18 protein-coding genes are annotated in these 19,662 nt (G+C 57.5%); 6 read left to right on the top strand and 12 right to left on the bottom strand.

All coding sequences use genetic code 11. The annotated features are described in order from the left end of the window. Positions 1-14: 14 nt before the first annotated feature. The 10 genes from serS to AC0TNJ_RS05540 all read right to left on the bottom strand — a co-directional run bounded on the left by serS (position 15) and on the right by AC0TNJ_RS05540 (position 12,608). Entirely contained in the window at positions 15-1,298 is a 1,284-nt protein-coding gene (gene serS, locus AC0TNJ_RS05585) for a serine--tRNA ligase (protein WP_473770520.1), read from the bottom strand. A 75-nt stretch (positions 1,299-1,373) separates the two neighbouring features. Beyond that, positions 1,374-2,198: a twin-arginine translocase subunit TatC gene (gene tatC / locus AC0TNJ_RS05580; RefSeq protein WP_122000168.1), complete on the bottom strand. Its 825-nt coding sequence runs from the start codon at positions 2,196-2,198 to the stop codon at positions 1,374-1,376. Further along, complete coding sequence (gene tatB, locus AC0TNJ_RS05575) at positions 2,195-2,785, bottom strand: Sec-independent protein translocase protein TatB (RefSeq protein WP_473770519.1); 591 nt, start codon at positions 2,783-2,785, stop codon at positions 2,195-2,197. Before tatB ends, tatC begins: the two co-directional genes overlap by 4 nt. 149 nt (positions 2,786-2,934) lie before the next feature. Continuing rightward, a complete protein-coding gene (locus tag AC0TNJ_RS05570; protein WP_121982592.1) occupies positions 2,935-3,153 on the bottom strand; it encodes a twin-arginine translocase TatA/TatE family subunit in 219 nt (72 codons plus the stop codon). Between the two features lie 143 nt (positions 3,154-3,296). Further along, positions 3,297-4,025 (bottom strand): SMC-Scp complex subunit ScpB, encoded by a 729-nt coding sequence (scpB, locus tag AC0TNJ_RS05565; RefSeq protein ID WP_473770518.1) that lies wholly within the window; start codon positions 4,023-4,025, stop codon positions 3,297-3,299. Beyond that, the gene (locus AC0TNJ_RS05560) at positions 4,018-4,869 is read right to left on the bottom strand and encodes a segregation and condensation protein A (protein WP_122000166.1); all 852 of its coding nucleotides are present in this window, start codon (positions 4,867-4,869) and stop codon (positions 4,018-4,020) included. Before AC0TNJ_RS05560 ends, scpB begins: the two co-directional genes overlap by 8 nt. 73 nt (positions 4,870-4,942) lie before the next feature. Next, on the bottom strand, positions 4,943-5,962 hold the full coding sequence (nagZ, locus tag AC0TNJ_RS05555) for a beta-N-acetylhexosaminidase (protein WP_473767565.1): 1,020 nt from the start codon (positions 5,960-5,962) through the stop codon (positions 4,943-4,945). A gap of 138 nt (positions 5,963-6,100) precedes the next feature. After that, positions 6,101-9,076 carry an SPOR domain-containing protein gene (locus AC0TNJ_RS05550; protein ID WP_473770517.1) on the bottom strand — a complete coding sequence of 992 codons (2,976 nt, stop codon included), beginning with the start codon at positions 9,074-9,076 and terminating at the stop codon, positions 6,101-6,103. A 313-nt stretch (positions 9,077-9,389) separates the two neighbouring features. Next, positions 9,390-11,147: an arginine--tRNA ligase gene (gene argS, locus AC0TNJ_RS05545; RefSeq protein ID WP_122000163.1), complete on the bottom strand. Its 1,758-nt coding sequence runs from the start codon at positions 11,145-11,147 to the stop codon at positions 9,390-9,392. A 252-nt stretch (positions 11,148-11,399) separates the two neighbouring features. After that, complete coding sequence (locus AC0TNJ_RS05540) at positions 11,400-12,608, bottom strand: deoxyguanosinetriphosphate triphosphohydrolase (RefSeq protein WP_473770516.1); 1,209 nt, start codon at positions 12,606-12,608, stop codon at positions 11,400-11,402. A 178-nt stretch (positions 12,609-12,786) separates the two neighbouring features. Here AC0TNJ_RS05540 and erpA point away from each other — a divergent pair, with 178 nt between their 5' ends. Further along, positions 12,787-13,113 (top strand): iron-sulfur cluster insertion protein ErpA, encoded by a 327-nt coding sequence (gene erpA, locus AC0TNJ_RS05535; protein ID WP_112587952.1) that lies wholly within the window; start codon positions 12,787-12,789, stop codon positions 13,111-13,113. Positions 13,114-13,185: 72 nt separating this feature from the next. On the opposite strand, the gene AC0TNJ_RS05530 is transcribed toward erpA, so the two are convergent. Continuing rightward, the gene (locus AC0TNJ_RS05530; protein ID WP_122000161.1) at positions 13,186-13,893 is read right to left on the bottom strand and encodes a tellurite resistance TerB family protein; all 708 of its coding nucleotides are present in this window, start codon (positions 13,891-13,893) and stop codon (positions 13,186-13,188) included. A 173-nt stretch (positions 13,894-14,066) separates the two neighbouring features. Between AC0TNJ_RS05530 and xth the strand changes: the two genes are divergently transcribed. Beyond that, positions 14,067-14,849: an exodeoxyribonuclease III gene (gene xth / locus AC0TNJ_RS05525; protein WP_473770515.1), complete on the top strand. Its 783-nt coding sequence runs from the start codon at positions 14,067-14,069 to the stop codon at positions 14,847-14,849. A 47-nt stretch (positions 14,850-14,896) separates the two neighbouring features. On the opposite strand, the gene AC0TNJ_RS05520 is transcribed toward xth, so the two are convergent. Then, the gene (locus tag AC0TNJ_RS05520) at positions 14,897-15,688 is read right to left on the bottom strand and encodes a tetratricopeptide repeat protein (RefSeq protein WP_122000159.1); all 792 of its coding nucleotides are present in this window, start codon (positions 15,686-15,688) and stop codon (positions 14,897-14,899) included. A 451-nt stretch (positions 15,689-16,139) separates the two neighbouring features. Here AC0TNJ_RS05520 and AC0TNJ_RS05515 point away from each other — a divergent pair, with 451 nt between their 5' ends. From AC0TNJ_RS05515 to AC0TNJ_RS05500, 4 genes are all read left to right on the top strand, one after another. Beyond that, positions 16,140-16,805, top strand: coding sequence for a thermonuclease family protein (locus AC0TNJ_RS05515; protein ID WP_473770514.1), 666 nt, complete (start codon positions 16,140-16,142; stop codon positions 16,803-16,805). Continuing rightward, entirely contained in the window at positions 16,805-17,446 is a 642-nt protein-coding gene (locus tag AC0TNJ_RS05510; RefSeq protein ID WP_473770513.1) for a uracil-DNA glycosylase family protein, read from the top strand. Before AC0TNJ_RS05515 ends, AC0TNJ_RS05510 begins: the two co-directional genes overlap by 1 nt. Before the next feature lie 128 nt (positions 17,447-17,574). Then, a complete protein-coding gene (locus AC0TNJ_RS05505) occupies positions 17,575-18,054 on the top strand; it encodes an Lrp/AsnC family transcriptional regulator (protein ID WP_122000156.1) in 480 nt (159 codons plus the stop codon). 131 nt (positions 18,055-18,185) lie between these two features. After that, positions 18,186-19,556 (top strand): IS1182 family transposase, encoded by a 1,371-nt coding sequence (locus AC0TNJ_RS05500; RefSeq protein ID WP_473770512.1) that lies wholly within the window; start codon positions 18,186-18,188, stop codon positions 19,554-19,556. The last annotated feature ends 106 nt before the right edge of the window (positions 19,557-19,662 follow it).

Genomic DNA, 19,662 nt, shown 5'->3' with positions numbered 1-19,662 from the left:
TCAATGATTCTGATTCACGCAGCTTTCTCGATCCGCGTGAGGCCGCCCATGTATGGCTGCAATGCTTCAGGAATATGAATGCTGCCGTCTTCTTCCTGATAATTTTCCATCACGGCGATAAGGGCACGGCCGACGGCGACACCCGAACCGTTCAGCGTGTGCACGAAACGGGTCGTTTTCTCGCCTTCCGGACGATAGCGGGCATTCATGCGACGACCCTGGAAATCACCGCAGACCGAGCAGCTGGAAATTTCGCGATAGGTGTTCTGGCCCGGCAGCCACACTTCGATGTCGTAAGTCTTCTGCGCGCCGAAGCCCATGTCGCCGGTGCAGAGCACGACGGTGCGGAACGGCAGACCGAGGCGCTTCAGCACTTCCTCGGCGCAGGCAGTCATACGCTCATGTTCTTCGATCGAGCTGTCGGCATCGGTAATCGACACCATTTCCACTTTCAGGAACTGGTGCTGACGCAGCATGCCGCGCGTGTCGCGACCGGCGGAGCCCGCTTCCGAGCGGAAGCACGGCGTCAGTGCCGTATAACGCTGGGGAAGCGACTTCGCGTCGACGATTTCGTCGGCGACCAGATTGGTCAGCGGCACTTCGGCAGTTGGAATGAGCCAGCGGCCATCCGTGGTGCGGAAAAGGTCTTCCGAGAATTTCGGCAGCTGACCGGTTCCATAGACAGCTTCGTCGCGCACCATCAGCGGCGGCATTGTTTCGGTGTAGCCGTGCTCGGTCGTATGGAGATCGAGCATGAACTGACCGAGCGCGCGTTCAAGACGCGCAAGCGGCCCTTTCAGCACCGTGAAGCGCGAACCTGCGAGCTTGGCCGCACGTTCGAAATCCATGTAGCCGAGCGCCTCGCCCAGCTCGAAATGTTCCTTCGGCTGGAAAGCGAAGTTGCGCTGATTGCCGATGCGGCGGATTTCGACATTGTCGCTTTCGTCCTTGCCGAGCGGCACATCTTCGAGCGGAATATTGGGGATGGACGACAGCGCGTCGTTCAGTTCCTTGGTCAGGCGGCGTTCTTCGTCTTCGGCCTGAGCAAGAAAATCCTTCAACTCGGCAACTTCCGCCTTCAGCCTGTCAGCCGTTGCTGCATCCTTCGCAGCCATGGCCTTGCCGATTTCCTTCGAGGCGGCGTTGCGGCGCTCCTGCGCGGCCTGAACCTTGCCGACATATTCGCGGCGTTTTTCGTCCAGCGCCATCAGTTCGGACGACAGCGACTGAGCCCCACGCTTGGCGAGCGCTTTGTCGAGGGTTTCAGGGTTTTCGCGTATCCATTTGATGTCGAGCATGGGAAAAGCCGTTTCGTGAAATTGAACAGAAGCAAGGCCGCACAACCTGCGACCTTACGGAATTAACGTGACAAATCAGGATGATGAAGCGTTATTTTCAGCGTCGGTGCTTGCCTGCGCCTCATCCCGCTTCTTCTCGATCATGCGAGCCACGATGATTGAAATCTCGTAGAGAAGGATCGTCGGCAAGGCAAGGCCGATCTGGCTCGCCGGATCAGGCGGCGTCAGCACGGCAGCCACAATGAAAGCGATGACGATTGCGTATTTGCGCTTGTCCTTGAGGCCCGCCGACGTCACCAGCCCGACACGCGCCATCAGGCTCGTGACCACCGGCAGCTGGAAGACCAGGCCAAACGCAAAGATGAGCGTCATGATGAGGCTCAGATATTCCGATACTTTCGGCAGGAGGGAAATCTGCACTTCACCGCTGCCGCCGGTCTGCTGCATGGCGAGGAAGAACCACATCACCATCGGCGTGAAGAAGAAATAAACGAGCGCGCCGCCCATCAAAAACAGGATCGGCGAAGCGATCAGGAATGGCAGGAACGCCATGCGTTCATGCTTGTAGAGGCCGGGTGCCACGAATTTGTAAATCTGCGCGGCAATGATGGGAAATGCCAGCACGATGCCGCCGAACATGGCCACCTTCACCTGCGTGAAGAAGAATTCCTGCGGCGCAGTATAGATCAGTTCTGCCTTCGAGCGATCCATGCCCGCCCAGTCGAGCGCCCACTGATATGGCACGACAAGCAGGTTGAACAGCTGTTTGGCGAAAGCGAAACAGAAAACAAATGCCACGAAAAATGCCAGAATTGCCCAGATCAGGCGGCGGCGCAGTTCGATCAGGTGTTCAAGCAGAGGCGCTGCGCTCTGTTCGATTTCGTCCTCGTCGCGTGTCACGCTTTGGTTCCTGTCTTCTTCGTGGTCTTTTTGGCAGGTGCCGTGGCAGCAGCCTTTGCAGTTTCCGATTTCGTTGATGCCGACTTTCTGGAAGTTGGCTTTGCAACCGGCGCTGCCTTGGCATCGGTCGCCTTATTTTCTGCCTTCGGCGCAGCCTTGCGAGCAGGCTTTTTAGGCGCCGGGGCCTGTTCTACGGCAGGCTCCGCAGCAGGCGGCACCGGAGCGCCGCCAGCATCAACCGGCGTGGTCACTTCGGCTACTTTTTCAGGCGTCGCCGGCGACATGGAGGACGTGGTCTGGAGGCCAGCACGCAAATCCTCGCCCGCGCTTCGAATCGGATCGAACACCTGCGTGATCTTCGAACGTGGGTCGAGCTTGCGGGTCTCGTCGATGATGGTCTTTACATCGTCAAGCTCAGCCTCTTTCAAGGCTTCGTCGAACTGCTGCTTGAACTCGTTGGCGGTCGCGCGCATGCGCGCGGTCGCCTTACCGAATGCGCGCAGCATCTTCGGCAAATCCTTGGGACCGACCACTACGATCATGACGATCGCAATAATCAGAAGTTCAGACCAACCGATGTCGAACATATTCTTGATACCCCGCGCAATTCGCGCGCGCGTCCCGTCTTTCGGCGGAAAACCGCACTTGTAAATGGCAAAATATGCTGCGCGCTGTCCCGCCCGCAGCATGCTTTATCCGTTAAAGCGCTTCCCATTTTCGGGAAACATGCTCCAGATCAGGACTTGGTGGTTTTCTTGACGTCGTTGACCGTCTCGTCAGCCTTGGCGTCGATCGTGCGTGCATCATCCTTCGCATCGTCGTCGTTCATGCCCTGCTTGAAGTTCTTGATGCCCTTGGCAACGTCACCCATCAGCTCGGGAATCTTGCCGCGGCCAAACAGAAGAAGCACAACCGCCAGGACGATCAGCCAGTGCCAGATGGAAAAGCTACCCATTTTATTCCTCTCATTGCCGCGAGCGCGGCATGTTCCTGCAATGCCAGTTACGATTTAAGCGCTTTCAACAAATCTTTCAAACAGAAGTGTGACGGTGAACGGCTTTGCGACAAATAAAATTGGCTGCAAAGCCCAGACCGGGACTATTCACCGCGTGGGGCGAGCAAGCCAAGGCTTTCCAGATCGATATCTTCGAGCGGCTCTTCGTCTTCCGTCAATTCATCCGGGTCAAGGTTCGGCACGGGAACGGAGAAACTCGACGGCATGCGCGCAGAGAGAAGCCCTGCCCCGCGCAGCTCTTCCAATCCGGGCAGATCGCGGATCTCGGGAAGACCAAAATGGTCGAGAAACGCATCCGTCGTTCCATAGGTCACCGGGCGACCGGGCGTGCGGCGACGCCCGCGCAATTTGATCCAGCCGGTCTCCATCAGAACGTCCAGCGTGCCCTTCGAGGTCTCGACACCGCGAATATCTTCCAGTTCGGCGCGCGTGACGGGCTGATGATAGGCAATGATGGCCAGCACTTCCATCGCGGCGCGTGAGAGCTTGCGCTGCTGCACGGCTTCGCGGCTCATGAGAAAAGCGAGATCAGGCGCCGTACGAAACGCCCATGCGCCGCCGACCTGAACAAGATGCACGCCGCGCGTTTCATATATTTTCTGCAAATGTTTCAAAACCGGTGCAACGTCGACATTGGCAGGCAGGCGTTCCGCCAATGCCCGTTCGGAAACCGGCTCGGAGGACGCAAAAACAATGGCCTCGACGATGCGCGCAAGATCGGCAAGACCCTGCGACGAAACAGAATCTTGCGCTTCCAACTGATCCTCGTCGCTATCGATTTCAGCCAGATTTCGACGTTCCGCTTCAGACATCCTCGTCCTCATCCAATTCGCTGATATCCCCGGTCGCCCGAATATAGATCGGCTCGAAAGGAGCGTTTTGCCTGACTTCCAGCTTGCCCTCGCGCACGAGTTCGAGGCTGGCGGCGAAGGAACTGGCGAGTGCTGACGCTCTCTCGCGCGGCGAAAGCGCGTAATCGATCAGGAAACGATCCAGAGAAATCCAGTCGCCAACCGACCCCATCAAGCGCACAAGCGCCACCCGCGCTTCTTTCAGCGACCAGACAGCCCGCTTGGCGATCTGCACCTGAGAAACGGCCTGACGCTGTCGCTGGGAAGCATAGGCGGTGAGAAGGTCGTACAGCGTACCGGAAAACTGGCTGGTCCTGTCCACCATGACCATTTCCGGCATGCCGCGCGCAAAGACATCCCGTCCCAGCCGGTTGCGGTTGACGAGCTTTGCAGCGGCGTCACGCATGGCTTCCAGTCGCTTCAAGCGATAATGCAGCGAAGCTGCCAGTTCTTCACCGGTCGCGCCGTCATCGCCCTGCTGCTTCGGGATCAGCAGCTTCGACTTGAGGTAGGCCAGCCACGCCGCCATCACCAGATAGTCGGCCGCAAGTTCAAGGCGCAAGGCGCGCGCCTGCTCCACGAACACGAGATATTGCTCTGCGAGCGCCAGAACAGAGATGCGGGCAAGATCAACGCGCTGGCTCCGTGCAAGATGGAGCAGAAGATCCAGCGGCCCTTCAAACCCCTGCACATCGATGAGAAGCGACGGCTCGCTTTCGCTGCGTTCGGTTTCGCTCTGCCACAGCGCATCCATCGGCACGAGCGTGCCGTCTTTGCCGTCTGTGTCTGCTCCCGATGCTGCCAAGCCCGTTTCCCTGTCGATGGCATTCACCGGCAGACGAGCCCGCCGGTGATGTCAGTTTACCAAGTTTTGGCGATTACGCTATCAGTTCGAACATGGCGCTGAATTCTGCACGCAGTTCTTCCTCATCGGAAAGATCGGGATCGCCTGCATAGACTTCTGCCAGATCGGCGCGACGCTTTGCCTTGCCTTCAAGAACCGGCACACGCGCTGCAACTTCCTTCAATTCTTCCATCACGCCTGCGCAATAGAGAACCATATCGCAACCGGCACCGATAATGCCGTCTGCAATGTCGCCAAGGCTGCCCGAGAGCGCCTTCATGGAAATGTCGTCGCTCATCACAAGCCCATCGAACTGGATGACATCGCGAATGATGGTGTTTATGACGGTCGGCGACAATGTCGATGGGCGCTGCGGATCAATGCAATCAAAAACGACGTGAGCCGTCATAGCCATCGGCAGATCGTTGAGCGCCTTGAACGGCACGAAATCATGCGCGACCAGTTCATTCAGCGGAACGGTGACGCGCGCCAGTTCCTTGTGCGTGTCGGCAAAGGCACGGCCATGCCCCGGCATATGCTTGACAACCGGCAACAAACCACCGGCAAGCAAGCCTTCGGCAGCGGCTCGGCCCATTTCGGCAACCGCATGCGGATTCTTGGAATAGGCTCGTGCGCCGATGACGTCATGCGCGCCCTCCACAGGCACGTCCAGCACCGGCAGGCAGTCCACATTGACGCCGACCTTCAGCAAATCGAATGCATGGAGACGAGCGTGAAGCCATGCAGCGCGTAGCCCTGCCTCGCGATCACGCGCGTAGATCGCGCCGACTTCCGAGGCCGAGGGATAGTTCGGGACGAGCGGCGGGCGCAGGCGCTGCACGCGGCCACCTTCCTGATCGATGAAAACAGGTGTCTGGTCCCGCCCTGTCAGGTCACGCATATGCGCCGTCAATTCGGAAACCTGTTCCAGACTTTCGACATTTCGCGCGAAAAGAATGAAGCCCCAGGGCCTTTCATCACGGAAAAACGCGATTTCGTCTTCCGTCAGTTTCGTTCCCGACACACCGGCAATCCATGCCTTGCAGTCTTTCATGCGCTCTTCCCCAAAATTGTCTGGAAATGCTGTACTCAAACAAGCCCGTCCCGGTTTAACCGAAAAAATCAGAGCTTGGTAGTGGACCATGAAAAAGGGCGACCGAAGCCGCCCTTTCGATACTCAGTGTGTCGTCAATCACTGCGTGACGAAGCAGCTGCCGCCAGCGGACTTGAGCCGTGCGCAAAGCGCCGACGCATCTTCCTTGGAGCCGCCCTGAACGCGGACACGATAGTAAGTGCCCTTGCCCGGAATGTCGGCGCGCTTGATGTCAACACTGCGACCGCCGATCACGCTGCCAAACTTCTGGGCCATGTTCGCATAGGACTTCTGGGCCAGTTCAGCAGATGGCTGCGAAGCGATCTGAATGAAGTAACCGCCTGCTCCTGCCGCCGATGCAACCTGCGGCGCGGCCTGTGCGGGAGCCGGGTTGGCAGCAGCCGGAGCCTGCGTGCGCTGCGGCACGTTGCCGACGATATTGACCGGCTGTTCGGCGGGGCGCGACGGCACCACCGGAGCACGGACGGGAAGACGCGGCGCTTCCGCCGCAGGCTGTGGCTGCGGAGCCGGTGTTTGCGCAGCTGGTTCTGCTAGCGCATTGCCTGCTGCAAGCGCGGCGATTTCATCGCCACCCGCAGGCGCTGTTGCAGCCGGCGGCGCAGCGTTTACCGGTGGCAACTGCGAGGCAGTTTCCTCTGGAGCCGGAGACGGCTGGACGATAGAGCCATCCGGCCGCACGATCATGGTTTCCACTTCGCGCGGCTGAACCAGCGGCGCGTTATGGTCGGCGTTCTGATTCTCGACCGGAGCATTGTTTGCCACCGGCTGTTCGTCAGGCAGATTGCCCGCCATATTCTCGCTGTCATCCGTGCCGGAAATATCCACCGGTTCTTCGCCAGACGTGATCAGCGATTTTTGTTCCGGATTGTTCGGCAGCGTACCGGCAACGCGGTCATAAACAGCCTTGTCCTGGTTCGGCACCGTAGCGCCGCCGGGATTTTCCGGCTGCATCTTGATCGGCTGATTGTCGGCGCGAATCACGACCGGTTCACCGGCCCCGCTACCGCCGAGGAAATGATAGCCGATGCCGCCCAGCAGCACGGCCACACCAGCCACGCTTGCCAGGATAAGGCCGCGACGGCCACGAACCGGGCGATTGCGATAGGCCTCGGCAGCGCTGCCAAGGTCATCTTCCACCTGCATCGCGGCGCGCTCGCCATAGTCGCCAGCTTCGAGCGGCTGCGCACCCTGCGCCGCCCAATGGTTGTAGAAATCGTCCTCATTGCCCGGCTGGCCGGAGGTATTGTTCTGCACCGGAGCCTGAGCGGTCGCCTGCGAGCGGCCATAGCCCCCCGCAGCCGCGGCGGCACCAACGCCCATCGCTGCGGCACCCACAGCGGCACCGAGGCTCGCGCCGGAGTTCGGCAGATAGCTGGAAGCACTTTCGCGGAAAATATCCTCAAAAGCCCTGTCAGCTTCGCTCTGCGCGTCTGTCTTCGCAGTTTCGTCGACGCCGACGGTGTTGAAAACCTCGGCAAATTCCGCTTCGAGATCGGTCAATCCGGCGTTGGCTTCCTCTTCACCGTAATTGATTTCCGGCAGATCGAGAGAATGGGTCTGCTCGACCTTTTCTTCAGCCACGCTCAAGGTTTCAACCTCAGGCGCGGGCGCGCTGACAGGAGCGGAATGGATGCTGCCGAACGACGGGAATGGAACCGGGGAAGACCGGTAGTCATCGTCGGAACGCACAGCATGGGCATAAGCGGTGGCTTCTTCTTCAGGCTCCGGGTTCAGATCAAGATCTTCTTCGGTGAAGAAATCATCTTCGATGAAAGCGTTTTCGTCCTGAACGTTTGAAACATCACCGGATGGCTCGAAACCGAAATCGTCCTCCGACAGACTGATCTCATCAAGTTCCGAAAGATCATCCTCGGTACCTTCGGCAGCAACCGCCGTTGCCGCTTCCTCGACGTCGAACGAAAAGTCGTCGTCGAAGGAGAAATCGTCTTCGTCGCCCAGAGAAGGGGCTGCGGACGGATACTCAGCCTGCGGCGTAGTCGCTAGCGTGTCCTGCCCCGGAACGCCGGAAGAGAAATTGCTCCGCGTGTAGTAAGGATATCCGGCAGGAACGGCCTGCGGCGCGTAAGCCTGCGCCGGTGCGACGGGAGCGGCAGCCTGAGGCTCACTGTAAGGGGATTCATCAAGCTGCAAATCATCGAAATGAAGATCGTCCAGTTCCGGCTCATCCTGATAGCTGGAATTCTGCACCGGAACCGCATCGTGATGGGCATTTGGCGTTTCCGTCGGCGCAACATGCGAGAAGTAAGTCTCGTCATGAGAGACCGGCTTGGGCTCATCGCCGAACAGGAGGTTTTCCAGTTCATCCTCAAGCGAAACCGGCGTGGAAACGGCAGCATATGAAGGCTGCTCGGGCTCGACAGCCTGAACATTCCAGTCCTGAGTGTGCACAGGCCGGTAAGCCTCTTCATGCGGCTCTATGGCAGGCTGATAGATCGTCGGGTCGTAATTCGCTTGATCGATATGAATCGGCTCGACAGTTTCCCGTCGAACGTAGACAGACTGCTCCCTCTCGTCCGAATCACGCGCCACCGAATAGTCATCGTAGTCGAATTGCGGCACAGGCTCGGTGCGGTCGGCCTCTTCGAACTCAAGCGTTTCGAATGAAGGCGTTTCGAACGAAGGCGTTTCGAACGAAGCCGCTTCCATCGCGGGAGCCCGCTCATCCACTTCCATTTGAAGATCAAACTCGTCTTCCAGAGCAGAAGCAAGTTCTTCCTCATGCATCAGAGGTTCGCCAGACTGATAGGAATCATCGTGCGCCGGCGTGGCGAACTGTGACTGTTCCGCAGGCTGAGAATAATCGCTGAAGTCGCCCAGCAGCTCGCGTTCCAAATCCAGAGAGGGATCGAAGCCGGGATCGGTTCGGTCCTCAAAATGAGTATTCCCGAACTGAGTGGGGCGGCGCTCATTCCAAGCGACGTTGTCATCAGCAGGCGTGCCGAAGTCCATGATCCGCGACAGTTCCATCAGCGGGTCGTCTTCGTGCAACGGACGCTCGCCGTAATTACGGGGATTTGCACTGCTGTCCGTCATAGCGTGTTCCTAACTCAAACCCTGGACGCCGCAAGACGTCTCCATACATTGCTTTTTTAGCGAGGCAATGTGGGCAAAAGTTGACGGAAGTTTCCTGCGCCAGAAGGAAGACCAATGACTTGCGTTCATTATGGCCTTCCAACCGTTCGACTTGCCAACTTTTGCCTTCAATAAGTCTTTCGACCTGAAAAGCTTTGTGACAGCCGCCTGATCTCCGAGATCATCTCGAACCGCACAGCGCGGTCCGTAAACTGCGGAGACCATTCTTCGAGTATAATCCGTCTCAAAAGGCCTGCACCTTTCAAACTATACTCTAGCGCATTTCCGTTGGAGCATCCGCACCGATTATCGTCAATCCGGAGGTCAGCACATCGGAAACAACCTGTACCAGCCCTAGCCTGGCTAGCGACAAGTCTGGATCGTTAACCTTAATAAAACGTAAGTCCGGGTTCTCTGTGCCTCTATTCCATTGCGAATGGAACGTGCTGGCGAGGTCATAGAGGTAGAAAGCAAGCCTATGCGGCTCCTGATGAATGGCGGCGGCCTCGATCAGACGCGGATATTCTGCGAGCTTGCGAACGAGCGCAATTTCGCTCTCATCGGTCAGCTTGTCGAAATGCGCGGCCATGCCAACCCGGTCGAGATCGGCCAGGCCAAGCTGGTCCGCAGCCTGGCGGAAAACCGAATGGCAACGCGCGGACGCATATTGCACGTAGAAGACCGGATTATCCTTCGACTGTTCCGTCACCTTGGCAAAATCGAAGTCCAGCGGCGCGTCGTTCTTCCGGTAAAGCATCATGAAACGCACCGGATCGCGGCCCACTTCATCAACCACGTCGCGCAGCGTGATGAACTCGCCTGCCCGCTTCGACATGCGCACAGGCTCGCCGTCACGGAAAAGCTTGACCAGCTGGCAGAGCAGCACCGTCAGCTTCGCCTTGCCGTCGGAAACAGCCCTTGCTACCGCCTCCAGACGCTTGACGTAGCCGCCGTGATCGGCGCCCAGCACATAGATCATCTCGTTGAAACCGCGGTCGTACTTGTCCTTGAAATAGGCAACGTCGCCCGCAAAGTAAGTGAAAGCGCCATCGGATTTCATCAGCGGACGGTCGATATCGTCGCCCACTTCGGTCGAACGGAACAGGGTCTGCTCGCGATCTTCCCAGTCCTCGGGAAGCTGACCCTTCGGCGGCGGCAGCTTGCCCTTGTAGACATGGCCCTTGAGCGTCAGGTCGTTGATTGCATTGCGAATCGCCCGGGCGTGGTCGACATGCAGCTTCCGCTCGGAGAAGAACACATCATGGTGCACGTTGAGCGCATCAAGATCGGCGCGGATCATCGCCATCATGGCATCGATCGTGCGATCCTTCACCAGAGCGAGCGCTTCGGCTTCCGGCATTTCCAGAAGCTTCGTGCCGAATTCCTTTGCAAGTTCCTGGCCGACCGGAACGAGATAGTCACCCGGATAAAGGCCTGACGGGATTTCGCCGATGTTTTCGCCAAGCGCTTCGCGGTAACGCACCATGACGGACCGCGCCAGCACATCGATCTGCGCACCCGCATCATTGATGTAGTATTCCTTGACCACATCATAGCCCGCAAATTTCAGCAGATTGGCGAGAACGTCGCCCACGACCGCGCCACGGCAATGGCCGACATGCATCGGACCGGTGGGGTTTGCCGAAACATATTCGACATTGACCTTCGTTCCGGACCCAAGCGTTGAGCGACCGAAATCCGTCCCTTCGTTCAACATCGCCGCGAGTTCGCGCTGCCAGTAGGTAGCCTTGAGACGCAGATTGATGAAGCCCGGACCGGCGACATCGACGGTTTCTACATCCTCATCCGAGGCAAGAGCTTCAGCGATGCGGCTGGCAAGTTCACGCGGGTTCTGACCGACAGCCTTGGAGAGCACCATTGCAGCATTGGTTGCAATATCGCCATGGGAGGCGTCTCGCGGCGGCTCGACACCAATGCGCGAAAGATCTAGTTCGCCACCATCTTTCGGTTTCAGATCAATATCTTGCAACGTCTTTTTGATACGTGCGTCGAAATCTGCAAAGATATTCATGGTCTGTCCTGTCAGGCTTACGCCGGGCTTTGTTTTCTCGCATTATCCAACGCAAAACCGCTTCGCACTTTTGCTGGAAATGCTTTGTTTTCTGGCATTGTCCGACGCAAAACCGCTTCGCACTTTTGCTGGAAATGCTTTGTTTTCTGGCATTGTCCGACGCAAAACCGCTTCGCACTTTTGCTGGAAATGCTTTAAATTTCCTACGGAACCCGACCAGTCTGCCGGAATTGCCGCTTCGTTTGGCCCCGATTAAGCTAAATCGGGTGTGCGGTCAAACAATCGTCGGTGTTCTCGCACGGCATAATTGTCAGTCATCCCGGCAAGATAGTCGGCAACCCGCCGCGCCCGTGCCGCCTCATCCAGCCTCTCGCAGCCCGACTGCCACTCTGGCGGCATGTGCGACGGATCGGCGAAACAGGTATCAAAAAGGTCCTGTAATATCTTGTCGGCCGCATGCCGGCGCACCACGACGCTGTCGTGGAAATAGAGGTTCTTGAACAGAAACCGCTTCAGCACCTTCTCATCGCTTCTCATGGTATCGGAAAATGCCACCAGCGGGCCCGATTGACCATGCACGTCCTCCACGCTTTGCGGCTTTGCCACGGCCAGGCGACGTTGAGCTTCCTCGATCACGTCTTCCACCATGATGGTGATTTGCCTGCGCACGAGTTCATGCCCGGTGCGAACAGGATCGAGATCAGGATAGCGCGTCCGCACCAGATCGAGCAGGCGTTTCGTCAACGGCACCTCATCCAGCGCATCAAGACTTAGCAGCCCTGCCCGCAGACCGTCATCGATATCATGGGCGTTATAGGCGATATCGTCGGCAATGGCCGCGCATTGCGCTTCCAGACTGGCAAAGCGCGTCAATTCCAGATCATAGCGTTCGTTGAAATCGAGAATCGGCAACGGAACCGGGATATCCGGATGTGTCGCATGAGCGCCCAGCAGAGGGCCATTGTGCTTGACCAGTCCTTCCAGCGTTTCCCATGAAAGATTAAGGCCATCGAAATCGGCATAGCGATGCTCAAGCTTGGTCACGATTCGAAGCGACTGTGCATTGTGATCGAAGCCGCCGAAGGCTTTCATGCGTTCGTTGAGCGCCTCCTCGCCCGTATGGCCGAAGGGCGTGTGGCCGAAATCGTGGACGAGCGCCACTGCTTCCGCCAGATCTTCATCGAGCCGCAATGCGCGAGCCAAAGCGCGCGCAATCTGGGCGACCTCTATCGTGTGGGTGAGTCGGGTCCGGTAATGATCGCCCTCATGCGCGATGAAAACCTGCGTCTTGTGCTTCAGGCGGCGAAAGGCGGTGGAATGGATGATCCGGTCGCGATCCCGTTGGAATGGCGTGCGGGTCGGGCTCTCCGGCTCCGGCACCAGACGACCACGGCTCCGCGCAGGATCACAGGCATAGGGCGCGCGTTCGCGATAACCAAAGCCTATTCCTTCCAGCGACATTGCGATGCATCCCTCACTGTAATATGATTACACAAACCGGTGCGAACCCGGTACAGACATTGACTTCCGCTATTCGCGTTCATAGCTATCAGCTAATCATGAAGGCAAGTATGCGGCTATCGGAAATCTGGAGAAATAGTCCAGTTCGATATTCGCATTTGCAAACGGAACAAGGCAGATGACAGGCATTACCGTTTCAGACTCCGCAGCAAAGCGGATCGCCAAGATTCTCGGATCGGAACCGGGAAAGACTGCCCTTCGCGTTTCTGTCGAAGGCGGCGGGTGTTCCGGTTTCTCCTATAAGTACGATCTGGTCGATGAGCAGACCGACGACGACATCGTTATCGAGAAGCTCGGCGCCAAAGTGCTGATCGATTCCATTTCGGTTCCCTATATGGACGGTTCGGAAATCGATTTTGTCGATGACTTGATGGGGCAGTCGTTCCAGATACGCAATCCGAACGCCACCTCATCCTGCGGCTGCGGAACCAGCTTCGCCATCTGATCCGCGCTTGAAAGAGAAATTGGAAACCGGCTGTCGATAGGCAGCCGGTTTTTTCATGACTGCTAACCAGCCTCAAACCTTGACCGAAGCGACAGTCGCCTCGATATGGTCTACCAGAGCATCCGGCAGTCCGAGACGACCGGCCAGCATATCCAGATATCCGCGTTCAGCCCGGTTGTCGGGGTCGATTGCAAGACGCGACGCCGTATAAAGCTCGACCTTCTGCTCCTCTGTCTGTGCGGCGGAAACCAGAACCGCGATATCGACGGGTTCGGCCAGCTCTTTCTCAAGAAATGCTTCCGCTTCATCGTCGAGGCCGGAAATCTTCACCTTCTCCATGATGCGGGCACGCTCGGCGTCATCGATATGGCCGTCGGCTTTCGCAGCCGCAATCATCGCTTGCACCAGCGTCAGTGCAAAACTGTTGCTCATTGCCGGAGATTGCGGGTGGAACGGCGAGTCGGCCGGAGGCGGCGGGAGAAGTTCAGGTTCCTTGGCAACCGGCTGTTCCGCCGTTTGGGGAGCCTGACCGGATTTGTAATTCTTGTAGGCGAGATATCCCAATCCGGCGATGGCCGCGATGCCGCCGACAGTCGCCACATTGCCCGCGAGCTTGCGCCCCGTCTTCGTGCCAAGAATGGCGGCGGCAATGGCACCGGTCGCGAGCGGGTTCTTCTTTGCCAGATCGGTCACCTGCCCGGCCTTGTCGCGGACGCTTCCCGACGTACCGGGTATTTGTGATCCCAGAAACTGTTCGAGAAGTTTCTTGGCGTCGAACATTCGAATATCTCCTGTTTGGCTCCTGTCCAGAGCAAATAGGAATGCAAAACCGTCAATACAAAGGGTCCAGTGCCGAAATATGAGCGGAAATTGAAATTGCAGCCGATGAAAAGCTGTGACGCGCGATTGCGCGCTGCTTGCCCTCGCCTCCCCAAGCGCATAATCATAGCGACATGAAAATCGCGACCTGGAACATCAACGGCGTCAAAGCCCGTATCGACAACCTCCAGCATTGGCTGAAGGAGTCCTCGCCCGACATTGCCTGCCTGCAGGAAATCAAATCGGTCGATGAGCAGTTTCCACGGCTGGAGATCGAAGCGCTCGGCTATCATGTGGAAACACATGGACAGAAAGGCTTCAACGGCGTCGCGCTTCTGTCGAAAAAATCACCCGATGAGGTCAATCGCGGTCTTCCCGGCGACGATAGCGATGAACAGGCGCGCTTTATCGAGGGCGTCTATTCGACCGACAAGGGCGTCGTCCGTGTCGTTTCGCTTTACTTGCCGAATGGCAATCCGGTAGACACGGAGAAGTTTCCCTACAAGCTTTCCTGGATGCAGCGGCTGGAGCTTTGGGCCAAAGACCGCCTCGCCCTTGAAGAGCCGCTCGTGCTTGCCGGTGACTATAACGTCATTCCTGAACCAGAGGACGCCAGAAACCCCGGCCAGTGGGTTGGCGATGCGCTCTTCCAGCCGCGATCGCGCCAGGCATTCCGGAGACTGGAGAATCTGGGCTTTACCGATGCCATTCGCGCATCGACCGACGATGGCGGCATCTATTCGTTCTGGGATTATCAGGCCGGTGCATGGCAGAAGAACAACGGCATTCGCATCGATCACCTGATGCTGTCGCCGGAAGCTGCCAACCGCTTCATATCGAGTGATGTGGAGAAGCACGTCCGCGCCTGGGAAAAGCCATCCGACCATGTGCCGGTGACGATAACGCTTTCGATCTAAGGATCTGCTGCGCCCTGTGCAGACAGGCGCGATAAATCAGAAGAAGATCAGAAGTCATCCTTCGTGACATAGTCACTGGAGAGAGCGATCGCATTACGGCGATCCGCTTCACCGGCGATGGAGAACGCCTGCTCCTGCATATCGCGTATCCATGGGCAATCTTCCGTCGGGCAGCGTTCGAAAGCTGCGGTCATCATGGCAAGGCCACGGACAGTCTTGCCAGCCTGAAACAGCATGTTGCCCAGCATAGCCTGTGCGCCAACATTGCCTTTCTTGGCGGCAAGCTGGAACCAGCGCGCGGCCTGAACGGAATTGCGTTCTCCGCCATCACCGTCCAGCAGCATTTTTCCAAGTTCGAACTGAGCGGCGGAATCACCGAAATTCGAAGCGGCCTGCACATAGAGATTGCGCGCCATGCTCGGATTGGCATTGACCGGCGAGCCCGGAATGCCGCGCTTTACATAACCCGCAAGCGCCACGAGGGCATCAGCCACATAGGAGTCGTTTTCCGACCCCGGCTCCGAACCTTCGCGAACGATCTTTTCAAAAATCTTGTAGGCTTCGTAGTCATTCTCAGGCACGCCGTCACCGTCGGCATACATGCGAGCCAGTTTCCACTTCGCGCCCTGATGACCGCGATCCGCAGCATAACGCAGCGCCTTGATCGCCTCGTCCTTATGACCGTTCTTGTATGCGGAAAAGCCGAACTTGAAGAGTTCAAACGGGCTTCTCGACTTTTCTGAATCGTCATTGAGGTCGAAAGCAAAGGCGCTGTTACAGGCAATGGCGAAGCCGAGAGCCATGGCAAGGGCGCTATATGAAAAACTGCGGATACGCATCACAACGCTGGTCTTTCACACACAGTGGAGGAAACATTCATAGAGGACAGAATGCACGCTGTTTTCGTCAAGACTGAGACCCGATCTTGGCCGAAAAAAGCCTTACCATCATTGGAAAGAATAAAAGGTACGCGAACAGGGCTGATCCTGTTTCCAATTTGTTTGCCGTGCAACAAAGCGCCCTTCGTCATTTCTGCCTGTCCTGCCGGAGCTCGCGGCTCCCAATATTTTATAGGCTTCTGCCTTTCCGCTGATCGGTGACGCCTGTTTGTGGCGGGAAATGGGCAAAATGAGCCTTCGCTGTTTCTAGCCTAAAGCATCGGTAAAGACTGTTGCTAATTGACAACAAACTGACTGTTGTTGTGACCAACAACTTACCCAAGTTGACGCGAGCCACGCGAGCTCACACTCTGTCGCAAATGAAGGATGCCATGGAGCCGGAAAGCCACCTATGAGCAAATACCGCCGCCCCTACAGGCGTCCCTATCGCCAGCCCCGCAAAAGCAACGGCATAAGTTTTCGCAGTATCTTATTGACTATATTGCTTTTTTCTTTTTTAGCCCTGCTGATCGCCTATCTGCCGATCCAGTCGGCGCCCAGAGAGGCATTGACCGGCCCGGTCTATGTAATCGACGGCGACACAGTCATCCTTGGCAAGATCCATATACGCCTCAAGGGTATCGACGCGCCGGAGATGCAACAGCAATGCGTGCAGGCTGGCACCCCTTACGACTGTGGCAGGGAGGCTCGCAACATATTGCGATCCAGAATCGGCAAGTCCTCGATTCGCTGCGAGAAGGAAGGACGGGATCAGTATGGCCGCGAGCTGGCCCGCTGTTATCTTGCAGAAACCGATCTCAATGGCTGGATGGTCGAACAGGGATGGGCCGTCTCCTATGGCGATTATCAGCGTGAGGAAAGAGATGCGCGCCGCAGCCAGCGCGGCATATGGGCCGGAAAATTCGAGCAACCGTCCCTGTGGCGCAAGGAGCATCACAACCAGCACATTGAACAGCCAATCGAACACAAACCGCCTCTGGCTGTAATACGCGATGCGTTTACCTATATAAGGGAACACATTCGCAATCTCATTGAAGTGATTTATCCCCGGAGCTGATGGAATTCATGGAAAAACTGGACGAGCTCAAACACTCGATCCGGGCTTGCCGCATCTGCCGCGACACACCGCTGTTTCAGCCGCCCTTGCCGCACGAACCCAATCCGGTCTGCATCGTCTCCGATACAGCGAAAATAGCCATTTGCGGTCAAGCTCCAGGCGTCCGGGTGCACAATACTTCGCTGCCGTTCAACGATCCGTCCGGGGATCGGCTGCGGCAATGGCTCGGCGTGTCACGCGAAGAGTTTTACGATCCTGCACGCTTCGCCATCGTTCCGATGGGCTTCTGCTTCCCCGGCTATGACAAACATGGCGGCGATCTTCCGCCGCGCCGCGAATGCCGCCAGACGTGGCATGACCACGTTTTCGCTGCGATGCCGCAGCTGGAATTCATCCTTGTTGTCGGACAATACGCCCTTGCCTATCACCTGCCCGACTATCGGGGCCGCAACCTGACTGAAACCGTGAAGAACTGGCGGCACTTCATGGAGGCCCCCAATCAGGCCGGACGAATCGCGCTGCCCCTGCCTCACCCGTCCTGGCGCAACAGCGGCTGGCTCAAGCGAAATCCGTGGTTTGACGCTGAAGTCGTGCCTGTTCTTCAGGCAAAAGTCCGTCATCTGCTGAGTGGCGATAAATAATTTTTACTCAATTCGTTTTCATCAGAATATTTTTCCTGTAACTTCGGCTCATTGCGAACCATAAGGTATGACGTTTCACCTATTCGCAAAGTTCGGGAAACGATTTCTAAAACCGGGAACGGAAACGCATGGACAGGCTAGACAGGAAGATACTGCGCTTATTGCAGGAAGACGCGACACTTGCTGTGGCAGACGTTGCCAAGAAAGTTGGCCTTTCCACGACGCCATGCTGGCGCCGCATCCAGAAACTCGAGGAAGATGGCGTCATCAAGCGCCGCGTCGCCATTCTCGATCCCGCCCGCGTCAATGCGCGGGTCACGGTGTTCGTGTCGGTGCGCACAAGCTCGCACAGCCACGAATGGCTGAAGCGCTTTTCCGAAGTGGTTCAGGAATTTCCTGAAGTCATCGAATTCTACCGCATGAGCGGCGACGTCGATTATCTGCTGCGCGTGGCCGTGCCGGATATTGCCGCCTATGACGCCTTCTACAAGCGCCTGATCAGCAAGATCGAAATTCGCGACGTATCTTCATCCTTCGCCATGGAGCAGATCAAGTACACGACCGAACTGCCGCTCGATTACATGGTGCTCGACAAAGATAACAACTAGAGCGGCTCCAGTTAAAACGGAATCGTGGAACCGCTCTAAATATTTGTTTTAAAAGAAAAGCCCGCCAAATGGCGGGCTCAGGCTGCTGACAAACCCCTGGCTATGTCGGGGGTTTTGTGATTCTGTGGGTCATGTTGAAGAAACTCGCCGCCGAACAGACCGCGCTCGAGATGGTGACGCTCGATCAACTGGTCCCGAAAGATCATCTGCTTCGCAAGATCGACGCGGTGATCGATTTCTCTTTCATCCATGACCGGGTTGCCGGGCTTTATTGCCCCGACAACGGCCGTCCGCCGCTCGATCCGACCTTGATGTTCAAAGCGCTGTTCATCGGCTACCTGTTCGGCGTGCGCTCGGAGCGTCAGCTGGTGCGCGAGATCGAGGTCAATGTCGCCTATCGCTGGTTCCTGCGCCTGAAGCTGAGCGATGCGGTGTTCGACGCCTCGACACTGAGCCAGAACCGGCGGCGGCGCTTTAACGACACCTCGGTCGCCCAGGATATTTTCGACCACATCGTCGAACAGGCGATCCGGCACGGACTGGTCGATGGGACAGTGCTTTATACCGACAGCACGCATCTGAAGGCCAATGCCAACAAGGGCAAATACGACCTTGAGATGATCGCCAGATCCCGGGCCGACTATTGGGCCGATCTTGATCGGGCCATTGATGCGGAACGGGCACTGCACGGCCAGAAACCGATGACGGACAAGCCGCGTGAGCAGGAGGCGAAGGAAACCAAGGTCAGCCGCACCGATCCGGAAAGCGGCTATATGGTGCGCGACGGCAAGCCGAAGGGCTTCTACTATCTCGACCACCGCACGGTGGATGGAAAGCTGGCCATCATCACCGATATCCATGTCACGCCGGCCAATGTGCATGACAGTCGCGTCTATCTCGACCGTCTGGATCGGCAACGCCGGCGCTTTGACTTTGAGGTTGGCGCGGTCGGGCTGGATGCCGGCTATGCGACAGCGGCCATCGCCCGGGGGTTGGAAGATCGCCATATCCTCGGCGTTACCGGCTACCGCACTCCAACGCCGCCCAAGGACGGCATGATGCGCAAGTCGAAGTTCGCATTCGAAGCGGATGCCGATGGCTATCGCTGCCCCGAGGGCCAATTGCTCTCCTATGTCACGACCGACCGCAACGGTTACAAGCATTATGTATCTGATCCGGCCATCTGCCGGACCTGCCCGCTGCTCGCATCCTGCACGTCCAACGCCAAGGCCATCCGTACCATCACCCGCCATGTCTGGCAGGACGCCCGCGAACGCACTGACGCCCACCGGCTTACAGCTTGGGGAAAAGCGATCTACAAGCGGCGCAAGGAAACGGTGGAACGCTCCTTCGCCGACGCCAAGCAGCTGCACGGCCACCGCTATGCCCGCTTTCGAGGCCTTGTTCGCGTCGCCTGCCAATGCCTGCTGCAGGCCGCCGCACAGAACATCAAGAAGATCGCCATGGTCCTGACAAAGACGCCAAAGGCAGCCAGCGCATGAGCGGCTGCAGCCGTTTGCAACGCCTCGCCAGTACAGTCACAAAACGCGACCCCCTCCCAAAAACAAAACCCGCCGAAAAATATCGACGGGTTTGTCAGCGGCCTGA

The sequence above is a fragment of the Ochrobactrum sp. PL_is483 genome (genome assembly GCF_055816855.1).
This window is presented reverse-complemented; position numbering and strand designations above follow the sequence as displayed.